This is a genomic window from Streptococcus sp. HMSC36C04, assembly GCF_001839535.1.
Lineage (GTDB): Bacteria > Bacillota > Bacilli > Lactobacillales > Streptococcaceae > Streptococcus > Streptococcus hominis.
Genome location: NZ_KV841587.1, coordinates 179,569 through 192,603 on the forward strand (window position 1 = coordinate 179,569; position 13,035 = coordinate 192,603).

The following is a 13,035-nucleotide window of genomic DNA, read 5'->3' on the forward strand; positions in this document are numbered from 1 at the left end:
ATCTACCTAAAAAACGAGCTGTTGTTTTCGGCTCGTTTTACAGTGTATCTAGTGTTTAATGGATTTCTGGGAAAAGTTTAGCCAATATTTTAGGTGTAATGCTTTGACCGGGACCTTCTGCACAATAAGTGTGCATATACATAGAAGGATTGAAATTGAGCTCAATGCAGGTACAGTTAGAATTGTTTTTGCTGGCTGGAAGTGTGCTATTCGGGATAATTAAATCCACGCCACAGACCCAAGCTCCCATAGCAGCTGCCATTTCTGCTGCTAGTTCCTTATAGGAGGTGTGCATGGTTTCAGTCACATCTACTGAGTCTCCACCAGTAGAAATATTAGAATTGCGACGGAGAAAGACTTGAACCCCTTGCGGTAGGACATCATCTGCTTTATAACCTTGCTGGGCTAGCATGAGTAGCTCAATCTCACCAAGCTCAATCATTTCCAGTGGAGAGCGATGGTCGCGCCCTCGTAGGGGATTGGTATTTTTAAAAGCTACCAGTTCTCGAATGGTGTGCCGACCGTCTCCTACAACATTGGCTGCTAAGCGCAGAAGCACCGCCTCACATTTGCCGTCTAGGACAAAGAAACGGTACTCGGTTCCTGCGATAAATTCTTCGACAAGGACAGAGCTGTCCTCTGAAAAGGCAATTTCCAATGCTTTTTGGTAACTGTCTCGATTGGCAGGTGCTTGAAAAATAGAAATTCCTAACCCGAAGTTGGTGGATTTGGGTTTGACAACAATCGGCATATTTTTGATAAGGGGATAGTAAGCTAGCCCTTCTTCCAGAGTGGAGAATTCAGCTCCAGCAGGAACGAGAAAACCAGCAGCAGATAAAATTTTCTTAGTCACCGTCTTATTTGCCATCGCAAGAGGCACGATATAGTTGTCCTTTGAGGTCATATTGCCATTTTTGACATACTCGATGTGATCTTTATGTTGAAGTTTTAAAAACTGGTCACTTTCGTCCAATATTTCGACCTGCAACCCTTTTTGAATCGCATCAAAGAGCAGCATCTGGGTAGAGAGCTCCATTTCCTCGTAGCCTTTCAGAGCGTATGGAGCAGTCCAGGCGTAGTGGTGATATTCTTTAGCTTTTTCCAAACCAAAGGCTTCTAAGGATTGGTTATAAATATCAGGCAAGAGCTGGGCAGAAAGGGTCAGACTGGGATTAGCAACTGCATCTTTCACATGATGAAGCAGGTCTTGATAATAGGAGCTTAATCCGAACTGGTGGATGACAGCTTGCATGGCTCTAAGGAGCAGATTACTATCAGCTTCAACAGGCAAAGGAGTCAGAGGGTGGCTAAGAGCGATTTTTTCATTTAGATCATGAGCTTGCTCTAGGATTTCATCAGGGTCTGCTATATCATCTAGCCAGAGCAAGGCAAGCAAAAAGAGATGAACCGTGTCCATAGTTTCTTGGCTGATTCCCAGCACCTCAAAAGGATTGAGGTCAAAGCAGCGGAATTCTAAATAGGTGATTCCTTTTTCTAAGTAAAGTCGATTTTCTTTTTGCCCACGGAAACGAACAGGCATGTAGCATTCTTTCTCGGCAATTAAATCGCCTTGTGCTACGTATTTCTCTATATCGCTTACATAAGACTCTAGTGAAGCATAGGAAATGTGAATCTTTTTATCGTTTACATATCCCAAATCACTGTTGCGGATAGAGCGTACAGGCTGAGAAATCTTTCTCGTCAAAAACCCTTCTTCAGCAATTGGTGCTGCTCCGTATAAATAAGTCAGAAACCAGCGAAAACGTAAAAAGTTTCGAGCCAATTTGAGATAGAGGTCATTTTTAAAAAGCCGACTATTTTGGTAATCACTGACCTTGAAAAGGGCTTGAATCAAGTCTGGTCCTAATTCCATGTTGTAGTGAATGCCTGAGATAGCTTGTAGCGTTTTTCCATATTTTTTTGCTAAACTTTCTCGATAATGCCGTTCAAAGTCATTTTCTAAATGAGCGATTTGAATTTCTGCTGGCGATAATTTTGGGGGCATAGAGAGTGGCCAAATCACTTCGTTTTTAGGAATGGTTCGTCCAGCCACATCAGTAATTGCAGCAAGAAAACGCCTTGCTTCTTTTGTAGAAGGAGCAATTGGAGTGATGAGTTCTAACTGCTGCTCGCTAAAATCTGTCTGAATCGTTGGATGAAAATTGCGACTGCCAAATGCTTTTGGATGAGAAGTTTGTGCTAATTTCCCGTTTTGATTGACGCGCAAGCCCTCCCTTTCCAACCCGAAAGTAGCTTGTAAAATAGGTGCATCTGCTGTTAATTTTTCGAATAAGTGATTGATGTTCATGGGAAATACCTGTTTGTTTTCTAATACTTTTAGTCTATTATAAAAATGCTCAGAAAACAAATTTCTACTACGTTTTCCGAACCTTTTTTAAAAGAAAACGATTCTATTTTAGATAGGATAAGAATTTTCCAAAAGAGGGGGTCTCAAACTTCGTCATTTGCAAACAACTGCGATAGTCTTATCTTGAAAAAAGAAGGAATTTTTCTTATAATAGAGTGTAAGACATAATTGCAGGTGAAACTCCTGCCATGTAGACAAGAAAGGATGAGCGCTTAGCTCAGACAAGATTATGACATCAGTTGTAGTTGTAGGAACCCAGTGGGGAGATGAAGGAAAAGGAAAGATTACAGATTTCCTTTCAGCTAATGCCGAAGTGATTGCCCGTTATCAAGGCGGAGACAATGCCGGTCACACCATTGTAATTGACGGTAAAAAGTATAAATTGCACTTGATTCCATCCGGTATTTTCTTCCCAGAGAAAATCTCTGTTATCGGAAACGGAATGGTAGTCAATCCCAAGTCTCTTGTAAAGGAATTGGCTTATTTGCACGAGGAGGGTGTCACAACAGATAATCTGCGCATTTCAGATCGTGCACATGTGATTCTTCCTTATCATATCGAGTTGGACCGTCTGCAAGAAGAAGCTAAAGGCGATCACAAAATCGGAACGACTATCAAGGGGATTGGTCCAGCTTATATGGACAAAGCAGCTCGCGTGGGAATCCGCATTGCGGATTTGTTGGATAAAGATATTTTCAGAGAACGTTTGGAGCGCAACTTAGCTGAAAAAAATCGTCTCTTTGAAAAACTCTACGACAGCACAGCTATCCAATTTGACGATATTTTTGAAGAATACTACGCTTATGGTCAACAGATTAAACAATACGTGACAGATACGTCGGTTATCTTGAACGACGCTCTTGATCAAGGTAAACGTGTCCTTTTTGAAGGAGCGCAGGGAGTGATGCTAGATATTGACCAGGGCACTTATCCATTTGTTACCTCTTCCAATCCTGTTGCAGGTGGTGTGACGATTGGTTCCGGTGTGGGTCCAAGCAAAATTGACAAGGTTGTTGGGGTTTGCAAAGCCTATACCAGTCGTGTTGGTGACGGACCATTTCCTACAGAACTGTTTGATGAAGTAGGCAACCGCATTCGTGAAGTCGGACATGAATATGGAACGACCACAGGGCGTCCTCGTCGTGTTGGTTGGTTTGATTCGGTTGTTATGCGTCACAGTCGCCGTGTGTCTGGGATTACCAACCTTTCTCTCAATTCAATTGACGTTTTGACGGGACTGGATATAGTTAAAATCTGTGTAGCTTACGACCTAGACGGTGAACGTATTGACCATTACCCAGCTAGTTTAGAGCAACTCAAACGCTGCAAACCAATCTATGAAGAATTACCAGGCTGGTCAGAGGACATTACAGGCGTTCGTAGTTTAGAAGAGTTGCCAGAAAACGCCCGCAACTACGTCCGCCGTGTGAGTGAACTTGTTGGTGTTCGCATTTCCACTTTCTCTGTTGGACCAGGTCGTGAACAAACTAATATTTTAGAAAGCGTTTGGTCAAGTTTGTAATAGAAATTATAGTCGGAAGCGAGTTCAAGCTCGCTTTTTATGCGTAAAAAACAAAGAATTTAAAAAATTTTAAATAATACATCTCTTCTTAAGTTAATTTTAAGCTAGCGGGTTTATACTAACATCATCAGATGAAGACCTCCTAACTTTATTTGATAGAAATCCTAAACTTTTTCATAATAATCTCCTGAAAGTCACTGTAAAGTGGCTTTTTTTCTTTCTCTTTGTCTTATGATATAATGGAAAGCAGAGTGAAAATGAACTGAAGAAGAGATGAGAAGATGGAATATACTCGCGAAGAAAAAGAAGAATTCATGCTAGAAGCCTTGAAAGAAGCAGAGATTGCGCTTGCTAATGATGAAATTCCGATTGGTTGTGTTATTGTCAAGGACGGGAAGATTATCGGTCGTGGGCACAATGCGCGTGAGGAATTGCAGCGAGCGGTCATGCATGCTGAGGTGATGGCGATTGAAGAAGCCAACGCTTATGAAAAAAGCTGGCGCTTGTTAGACACGACTCTTTTTGTCACCATTGAGCCTTGTGTCATGTGTAGCGGTGCTATTGGTCTAGCTCGCATTCCGCAGGTTATTTACGGAGCAAAAAATCAAAAATTTGGTGCTGCCGGTAGCCTCTATGATATTCTAACAGATGAGCGACTTAATCACCGAGTTGAGCTTGAAAGTGGGATTTTGGAAGCAGAATGTGCTCAGATGATGCAAGATTTTTTTAGAAAGAGGAGACAAAAATGAAGCGTTTTGTTAAGAAGGCTATGATTTTATCCAGATAGTGGCAGAGTTAATGTTATTATTGCTAGGTTAGCAATTTTTCGCTCTGAATATCTATTCTTTTTTGAGAAAAAGAAAATCTTGATTGGCACAAAAACAAATTTATGGTATAATACTTATCGGAGCAACAATTCTGCGTGAAGCGGGTCAGGGGAGGAATCCAGCAGCCCTAAGCGAGTGTGGATTGTGTGCTCTTTTTGTATATGAAGAAGTATGAACGATTGCTAAAGTGTGTGTTGAAAGGATTTTTCAAAAGACAACATTCAGTGATGAATCAATATCATTTTTCAGTAAAGGAAAGACATATGTATTACATGGGTGAAATTTTTAGAGAACTGCGAACAGGTCGGCACATCTCTCTTAAGGCGGCAACAGGAGAAGAATTTTCCTACTCCATGCTTAGTAAATTTGAAAATGGGACGTCAGATATTTCGGCTTCAAAACTGTTAATTGGTCTAGAGAATATTAGAACAGAATTAGAAGAATTTGTCTATTTGGTGCGTGGCTTCCAGCCCACTTCCTATACTTTGTTAAAAAATAAACTGTGGCAAGCTCAGGAAAAGAAAGATATGAATACATTATGGGAAATGTACCACAATGAAATGAATCAATATCAGTCTGAACAGGAAGAAAAGTATATCCTAAATGCGATTGTTATCAAAGGTCACATGTTTTTCTTAGATGAAACCATTCAAGCAACAGAGATTGAGTTGAATTTTTTATATGATTATTTATTTTCTGTTGAAATCTGGGGAGAGTATGAATTACACTTGTTTTCAGATATTGCCGCCTTGCTCCCTCTTGATCTTTACTTTCGATATGTTCGAGAAATGCTTCAAAAGGTTGATTTTTTAGGAGATTTACAGAAGAACAAAAACTATATTTACACGATTCTTTTAAATGGTTTGTTTAAATCCATTGCAGAAAAAAGTTTAACAAAAGCTGCTTATTTTGATAAAAAAATCAAAGAAAAATTTTTTGATGAAAATGATGCATACCTGAGAATTGTCTATTTATTTGCAGATGGACAGCATGATTATATTTTGGAAAAGAGAGATGAAGGTCTTACAAAAATGAAAAATGCTATATCAACCCTTGAAATCATAGGTTGCAAGCAGAGTGCTGATTATTACTCCAAAAATATGTCTGATTGGTTAAAAGAATGTGAATAAATGACAATCGGAACTTTTTTGCAAAAAAATTTAAAGTGAGGAAATGAGTCTATGGAATAAAAAATAGACTGCTTTCCTTATTTTTTTGCTCAAAAACGGAGTTGAATATATGACAATTTTGTTTTGGAAGTCGCTTTTCAAGTTATACTTAGTGCAACAAAAGTTTGAAAGGAAACTTGATATGAAATTATTCTTCTCAAATGCATTATATAGAAGTATTACGCTCTCTCGGATGCTTAATCTAATGGGGTCTTATTTATACAATATTGTGTTTGTGATTTATGCTGCTAGTTTGCCTTATGCCAATACAGCTGTGTTTATTGCAAATATCATTACAATTATTCCTACACTTTTCACATTTTGGATAGGAGTACAAGCTGATAGGACAGGTAGAAAAGGCGATTTCATGATTGTTATCGGCCTTGTTCAGGCACTTCTATTTACAGGAGTAGCTTTTCTGATTTCTAATAAGACATTTCTTATTTTTGCAATTATCTGTTTTTTGAATGTGCTAACAGATATGTTAAGTGACTATGCTGGTGGGTTAAGAATGCCGATTTTGCAAAAGAATTTAGAAAAAGATGATTTATTTGAAGCCTATTCCTTTACGCAATTTATCACTTATTTATGCAGCATTACTGGACAAACAGTAGGGGTCTGGTTGCTCGCAACTTCAGACAATAATTTTGCACTAGTTGCCATAATCAATGCGTTGTCATTTCTAGCCTCTTCTTTAGTGCTTTTGCACAAGCGTCGTCAATTAACCCATGAAGCTGTGGTAGCAACTCCTGAAAAAATTTCTCTTTTTACGCAATTTAAAATGCTTTATCAAAATATGGAGTTGATTTTTCAAGAATCCGAAAATGCTTCATTCATTCACTTGTTACTTGCGATTTTAACTTTGAATATGATGGGAGGAGCTATTAACAGTATTTACAATTTTTACTTTTTAAAACATACCATTTTTTACCTGACTTATGCACAATCTCTCCTAATCGTAGAAGTCGTTTTGCTGGTTGGCGCCATTTTAGGAAGTTTAACACCTCACGATTATTTTTCAAAAAAATCATTCTCATTTCTGCTCATAATAAATAGTTCTTCATTTGGATTAGTTGGCATTAGCAACTTAGTAGGATTGCCACCAATCATTGGGATTATTATCCTAGCTTTTTCTGCTTACATAATGGGGAAATCCACGCCTAAACTAGATGCTATGTTAATGGCAAATCTACCGTCTGATGTCCTGGCTCAAAGCAATAACTTTCTCGGATTGTTATTTACCTTCTCTTTGCCTTTAGGAACGGTCCTCTTTTCAGTTCTCTCTGCCTACAATATCTACTTGTGCTGGTTTATTTTTGTTGTCTTTTCACTGTTGGCATTTTTGCTGTCTCTGCAAAATAATCGACTCAAAAAAGGAAACATTAGTTAAACTCTAGAACCTAAGATTAGGCTACTATTTATTTTCCTCTATTTTTTATTTTAGAAGTATTCTGTGTGTGATTATTTTTTGATTTACGCAAACGATTGCTTTAAAGGTTGGTATGAGATTGCGATTTTTGAAAGTTAATTATAAAAAAACAATTTGGAAACGTTTTAGTCAAGAAAATTGCTTGATAAAAAAGTAGTAAAGCGGTATCATAGTAGAGAAGAAAAATTGGAGGACTATAATGACACATATTCAGTTTAATTACTCAAACGTGCTTGGAAAATTTGTTGCACCGCATGAAGTAGATTACATGCAAACACAAGTTTCTGCGGCAGATGAACTGTTGCGCAAAGGAACTGGTGCAGGAAGTGACTTCCGTGGCTGGCTTGACCTTCCAGAAAACTATGACAAAGAAGAATTCGCTCGCATTTTGAAAGCGGCAGAACAAATTAAATCAGACAGCGATGTTTTGGTCGTGATTGGGATTGGTGGGTCATACCTTGGAGCAAAAGCAGCGATTGATTTCTTGAGCAATCATTTTGCAAACTTGCAAACCAAAGAAGAACGCAAAGCTCCACAAATCCTTTATGCTGGAAATTCTATTTCATCTACTTACCTTGCAGACTTGGTCGAATACGTCTCAGATAAAGATTTCTCAGTTAATGTGATTTCTAAATCAGGAACAACGACAGAACCTGCCATCGCATTCCGTGTCTTCAAAGAACTTTTGATTAAAAAATATGGTGAAGCTGAAGCTAACAAACGTATCTATGCGACAACTGACCGCCAAAAAGGTGCAGTTAAGGTGGAAGCAGATGCCAATGGTTGGGAAACATTTGTGGTGCCAGATGACATTGGCGGACGTTTCTCTGTATTGACAGCAGTAGGACTTCTACCAATTGCAGCATCAGGCGCAGACATCAAAGCCCTTATGGAAGGTGCTAATGCTGCTCGTAAGGACTACACTTCAGATAAGATTGCAGAAAACGAAGCTTATCAGTACGCAGCTCTTCGTAATATCCTTTATCGCAAAGGCTATGCGACTGAAATTTTGGTTAACTACGAACCATCTCTGCAATACTTCTCAGAATGGTGGAAACAATTAGCTGGTGAGTCAGAAGGAAAAGACCAAAAAGGTATTTATCCAACATCTGCTAATTTCTCAACAGACCTTCACTCTCTTGGGCAATTCATCCAAGAAGGTGCGCGTATTATGTTTGAAACAGTTGTCCGTGTGGACAAACCACGCAAAAACGTGACGATTCCTGAATTGGCAGAAGACTTAGACGGACTTGGATATCTTCAAGGAAAAGATGTTGACTTTGTTAACAAGAAAGCGACAGACGGTGTACTTCTGGCTCATACTGACGGTGACGTGCCAAATATGTATGTCACTCTTCCAGAGCAAGATGCCTTTACTCTTGGGTACACTATTTACTTCTTTGAACTGGCTATCGCTATTTCTGGCTACTTGAATGCTATTAACCCATTTGACCAACCAGGTGTAGAAGCATATAAGAAAAATATGTTTGCTCTTCTTGGAAAACCAGGATTTGAAGAATTGAGCAAAGAATTGAACGCTCGTTTGTAATTTGTATACAATGGAACGACTTCTGAAAAGGAGTCGTTTTTTATACGCCAAGCATATAATTGAGTGAAATTTTCACAAAAACAGAAGAAAAGGATAGAAAGAAAGCGCTTTATTGTGTATAATAAAAGCAGATTATACAACGGAGGCGCTTTATGTCACAAGAAACTTATATCATGGCGATTGACCAAGGAACAACCAGCTCACGGGCGATTATTTTCAATAAGAAAGGTGAGAAGGTTGCTACGAGTCAAAAAGAGTTTACTCAGATTTTTCCACAGGCGGGCTGGGTTGAGCACAATGCAAATGAGATTTGGAATTCTGTGCAGTCGGTCATTGCAAATGCTTTTATTGAAAGTGGCATCAAGCCCACAGAGATTGAAGCAATTGGCATTACCAATCAACGGGAGACAACAGTTGTGTGGGATAAGAAAACGGGTTTGCCCATTTACAATGCCATTGTCTGGCAGTCTCGGCAAACAGCTCCTTTAGCAGAAAAGCTCAAGCAAGATGGATATGTAGATTTCTTTCATCAAAAAACAGGTTTAATCATAGATGCTTATTTCTCTGCGACCAAGGTACGCTGGATTTTGGATCAGGTAGAGGGCGCGCAGGAACGTGCAGAGCGAGGAGAATTGCTTTTTGGTACGATTGATACCTGGTTGGTTTGGAAATTAACGGATGGTGCGGCTCATGTGACAGATTATTCAAATGCAGCGCGGACCATGCTATACAATATCAAAGAGTTACAATGGGATGATGAGATTTTATCCTTGCTCAATATTCCTAAGGCTATGTTGCCAGAAGTTCGCTCGAATTCAGAAATTTATGGCAAAACAGCACCCTATCATTTTTATGGTGGAGAGGTACCAATTGCAGGAATGGCGGGCGATCAGCAGGCAGCTCTCTTTGGGCAATTAGCATTTGAGCCAGGAATGGTGAAGAATACTTATGGGACAGGCTCTTTCATCATTATGAATACTGGTCAGGAATGCAATTTATCAAAAAATAATCTTTTGACAACCATTGGTTATGGGATAAATGGCAAAGTGACTTATGCTTTGGAAGGTTCGATTTTTATTGCGGGTAGTGCTATTCAGTGGCTTCGTGACGGCCTGCGCATGATTTCTAATTCACCTGAATCTGAGAAATATGCAAAAAATTCCACCAATGAAAATGAAGTGTATGTTGTTCCAGCTTTTACAGGCCTTGGAGCGCCTTATTGGGATCCAGAAGCAAGAGGTTCTATTTTTGGATTGACACGTGGAACGAGTAAAGAAGATTTTATCAAAGCAACTCTGCAATCCATTGCTTATCAAGTGCGCGATATCATTGATACGATGCAAATGGACACAGATACAGCTATCCAAGTCCTGAAGGTAGATGGTGGTGCTGCCATGAATGATTTCCTCATGCAGTTTCAAGCAGATATTCTGGGAATTGAGTTAGCGCGTGCGGCAAATTTGGAAACAACGGCTCTTGGAGCAGCTTTTCTAGCAGGACTTGCGGTTGGCTATTGGAAAGACATGGAGGAGCTAAAAACATTAAATGCGGTTGGGGAAATATTCCAGCCAACTATGCCAGAACTAGAGCGCCAAAAATTGTACCAAGGCTGGAAAGCAGCAGTTGCAGCCACACAATTTTTTGCAAAAGAATCTAATAAATAATTGAAAATATGGTGTTGCCCAAATTTATAAATACGTGCAATCATTGAGTATCAGGCGTAGAGAAGCGGTTAGGAATAGATCTTAGTCGCTTTTTCGTGTTTACCATTTTAAATAGCTTTCGCATAAAATTTTAAGCAGAACAGCTCACAAAATTCATTCTAATTTAGCTTGGAAAATTAGTAAAATGGTGAATATACCTGCTCTTATTGGTTTTTTTGAAAATTATGGTATAATAGATATAATTTTGGTAGATGGAGTTGAGTTTTGAAGAAAAGCTATCGCGTCAAGAGCGAGAAAGATTTTAATGCGATTTTCAAAAGTGGGCAAAGTTTTGCCAATAGAAAATTCGTCATTTATACATTAGAAAAGAAGCAAAAACACTTTCGAGTTGGAATATCCGTCAGTAAAAAGCTAGGAAATGCGGTAATGCGCAATAAGATTAAACGCCGTATTCGACACGTTTTGATAGTTCATCAAGCAGAGTTAGCAACGCTTGATTTTGTCGTTATTGCACGAAAAGGTGTGGAAATTCTGACTTATCAAGAATTAGAGCAAAATTTGCTTCATGTACTAAAAATAGCAAAAATTTATCAGGAAGGTTTGAGTAGTGAAAAAGAAAAGTAAACTGGTGGGGCTTTTAATTTTAGCTTCGCTCATCTTAACAGCGTGTGGGACGAGTGAGGTTACAGCGAGTTCGCCGGATTTATGGGAGAGATTTGTCTATTTCTTCGCCGTAACGATTCGTTTTCTGTCATTCAATGGAAGTACAGGAATTGGGATTATCCTTTTCACATTGATTATTCGGACAGTTCTTTTGCCTGTTTTCCAATTGCAAATTAATGCTTCTCGGAAAATGCAGGAAGCGCAGCCGTTAGTGAAAGAATTGCAGGCGAAGTATCCAGGACGCGACATGGAAAGTCGCAGTCGTTTGGCAGAAGAAACACAAAAGCTGTATAAGGAATTAGGAGTAAAGCCATCGGCATCATTTTGGCCCTTGCTCATTCAAATGCCTGTGTTGATTGCCTTGTATCATGCCTTGACACGCGTTGAATTTCTCAAAGTAGGGCATTTTCTCTGGCTGAATCTGGGCGCGACAGACCCCTATTATATTTTGCCGGTTTTAGCAGCCGTTTTCACCTTTTTGAGTACTTGGTTGAGCAATAAAGGAATGGCGGAACGCAATGGCTTGATGACAGGAATGATGTTTGTCATGCCACTGTTTGTTTTCTTCTTTGCCATGAGTGTAGCGAGTGGGGTTGCTTTGTATTGGAGCACATCGTACGCGTATCAAGTGTTCCAAACGCTTTTACTGAGCAATCCATATAAAATCATTGCAGAAAGAGAAGCGAAAGCGACTGCTGAGCGGGAACGTGAAGAAAAGAAAAAACGTGCTTATCGTAAAGCACAAAAAAAGAAAAAGTAAGGAGGCGCTTGTATGGTATTATTTACAGGAGCGAGTGTTGAAGAAGCTATTCAAAATGGCTTGCGCGAGTTAGATATTCCACGGATGAAAGCACATATCAAAGTGATTTCTCGTGAGAAAAAAGGATTTTTAGGATTATTTGGCAAGAAATTAGCCCAAGTTGATGTGGAACCTATTAACGAAACAACGGTAGTAAAAGCTAACCAAAAAGCTGTCAAAGGTGTTCCGGAAGAAATCAATGCTCAAAATGAGCCCGTTAAAAGCGTGAGTGAAGCAACTGTTGACTTAGGACATGTTGTTGCAGCCATTAAAAAAATCGAAGAAGAAGGCAAGGAAATCTCAGATGATGTGAAAGCTGAAATTTTGAAGCACGAAAAAGAAGCCAGCACGATTCTTGAAGAAACAGGCACAATTGACTTATTGAAAGATAGTGACATCGTAAATTTTCAAAAATCGGTCGCTCAAGAAGAAAAGCCAACTGACAAGATTATTGCTTTTGGGCAGGCTGTAGAAAAGCACTCGGAAGTCCAACCGATAGCTGAGGAGCCGGCTGATTTTGAAGATTTGGGCATTCAAGTGGAAGAAGATTATGATGTTGAAGAAGTTGTTGCGAGTGTGACAGGTTATGTGCAAAACATCGTGGACGAAATGGACGTTGAAGCTAGCATTGCAAGTGCTCATAATCGTCGGACAATCAATATGCAGATTGATACCAATGAGCCTGGTCGCATTATCGGCTATCACGGAAAAGTGCTGAAAGCTCTTCAATTGTTGGCACAGAATTATCTTTATAATCGCTATTCTAAGAGTTTTTACATTTCTATCAATGTTAATGATTATGTAGAACATCGAGCAGAAGTTCTACAAAGCTACGCTCAAAAATTGGCTGACCGTGTGTTGGAATACCAGCATAGTCAAAAAACCGACCCAATGTCCAACAATGAGCGGAAAATTATCCACCGTATCATTTCTAAAATGGACGGACTTACCAGCTATTCAGAAGGTGATGAGCCAAATCGTTATGTTGTCGTGGATATTGACAGTGAATAATAAACTGAGGACTGGGAAGAATTTCTTTTCAGTC

General features: G+C 39.3%; 10 protein-coding genes and 1 other RNA gene. 10 read left to right on the forward strand and 1 reads right to left on the reverse strand.

What is annotated here, in order from left to right; all coding sequences use genetic code 11:
* Window positions 1–55: 55 nt before the first annotated feature.
* Window positions 56–2,308, reverse strand: coding sequence for a bifunctional glutamate--cysteine ligase GshA/glutathione synthetase GshB (gshAB, locus tag HMPREF3249_RS03920; RefSeq protein ID WP_059221587.1), 2,253 nt, complete (start codon window positions 2,306–2,308; stop codon window positions 56–58).
* A 289-nt stretch (window positions 2,309–2,597) separates the two neighbouring features.
* Between gshAB and HMPREF3249_RS03925 the strand changes: the two genes are divergently transcribed.
* From HMPREF3249_RS03925 to jag, 10 genes are all read left to right on the forward strand, one after another.
* Window positions 2,598–3,890: an adenylosuccinate synthase gene (locus HMPREF3249_RS03925; protein WP_049533047.1), complete on the forward strand. Its 1,293-nt coding sequence runs from the start codon at window positions 2,598–2,600 to the stop codon at window positions 3,888–3,890.
* Window positions 3,891–4,171: 281 nt separating this feature from the next.
* A complete protein-coding gene (gene tadA / locus HMPREF3249_RS03930) occupies window positions 4,172–4,639 on the forward strand; it encodes a tRNA adenosine(34) deaminase TadA (protein WP_059221585.1) in 468 nt (155 codons plus the stop codon).
* A 147-nt stretch (window positions 4,640–4,786) separates the two neighbouring features.
* Window positions 4,787–4,882: signal recognition particle sRNA small type (gene ffs / locus HMPREF3249_RS03935), an RNA gene on the forward strand.
* A 98-nt stretch (window positions 4,883–4,980) separates the two neighbouring features.
* A complete protein-coding gene (locus tag HMPREF3249_RS03940; protein WP_059221583.1) occupies window positions 4,981–5,847 on the forward strand; it encodes an Rgg/GadR/MutR family transcriptional regulator in 867 nt (288 codons plus the stop codon).
* 181 nt (window positions 5,848–6,028) lie between these two features.
* Window positions 6,029–7,276 (forward strand): MFS transporter, encoded by a 1,248-nt coding sequence (locus HMPREF3249_RS03945; protein WP_059221581.1) that lies wholly within the window; start codon window positions 6,029–6,031, stop codon window positions 7,274–7,276.
* A 238-nt stretch (window positions 7,277–7,514) separates the two neighbouring features.
* Window positions 7,515–8,864, forward strand: coding sequence for a glucose-6-phosphate isomerase (locus HMPREF3249_RS03950; RefSeq protein ID WP_003026484.1), 1,350 nt, complete (start codon window positions 7,515–7,517; stop codon window positions 8,862–8,864).
* A gap of 152 nt (window positions 8,865–9,016) precedes the next feature.
* Window positions 9,017–10,528: a glycerol kinase GlpK gene (glpK, locus tag HMPREF3249_RS03955; RefSeq protein WP_059221579.1), complete on the forward strand. Its 1,512-nt coding sequence runs from the start codon at window positions 9,017–9,019 to the stop codon at window positions 10,526–10,528.
* 264 nt (window positions 10,529–10,792) lie between these two features.
* A complete protein-coding gene (gene rnpA / locus HMPREF3249_RS03960; RefSeq protein ID WP_003028698.1) occupies window positions 10,793–11,152 on the forward strand; it encodes a ribonuclease P protein component in 360 nt (119 codons plus the stop codon).
* A complete protein-coding gene (locus HMPREF3249_RS03965) occupies window positions 11,136–11,951 on the forward strand; it encodes a YidC/Oxa1 family membrane protein insertase (protein WP_003028697.1) in 816 nt (271 codons plus the stop codon). Before rnpA ends, HMPREF3249_RS03965 begins: the two co-directional genes overlap by 17 nt.
* Window positions 11,952–11,963: 12 nt before the next feature.
* Window positions 11,964–13,001 carry an RNA-binding cell elongation regulator Jag/EloR gene (gene jag / locus HMPREF3249_RS03970; RefSeq protein WP_049533045.1) on the forward strand — a complete coding sequence of 346 codons (1,038 nt, stop codon included), beginning with the start codon at window positions 11,964–11,966 and terminating at the stop codon, window positions 12,999–13,001.
* Window positions 13,002–13,035 lie beyond the last annotated feature (34 nt).

Excerpts from the sequence above, each read along its gene's own strand:
- gshAB (WP_059221587.1), bottom strand. The coding sequence starts at position 2,308 with ATGAACATCAATCACTTATTCGAAAAATTAACAGCAGATGCACCTATT.
- HMPREF3249_RS03925 (WP_049533047.1), top strand. The coding sequence starts at position 2,598 with ATGACATCAGTTGTAGTTGTAGGAACCCAGTGGGGAGATGAAGGAAAA.
- tadA (WP_059221585.1), top strand. The coding sequence starts at position 4,172 with ATGGAATATACTCGCGAAGAAAAAGAAGAATTCATGCTAGAAGCCTTG.
- HMPREF3249_RS03940 (WP_059221583.1), top strand. The coding sequence starts at position 4,981 with ATGTATTACATGGGTGAAATTTTTAGAGAACTGCGAACAGGTCGGCAC.
- HMPREF3249_RS03945 (WP_059221581.1), top strand. The coding sequence starts at position 6,029 with ATGAAATTATTCTTCTCAAATGCATTATATAGAAGTATTACGCTCTCT.
- HMPREF3249_RS03950 (WP_003026484.1), top strand. The coding sequence starts at position 7,515 with ATGACACATATTCAGTTTAATTACTCAAACGTGCTTGGAAAATTTGTT.
- glpK (WP_059221579.1), top strand. The coding sequence starts at position 9,017 with ATGTCACAAGAAACTTATATCATGGCGATTGACCAAGGAACAACCAGC.
- jag (WP_049533045.1), top strand. The coding sequence starts at position 11,964 with ATGGTATTATTTACAGGAGCGAGTGTTGAAGAAGCTATTCAAAATGGC.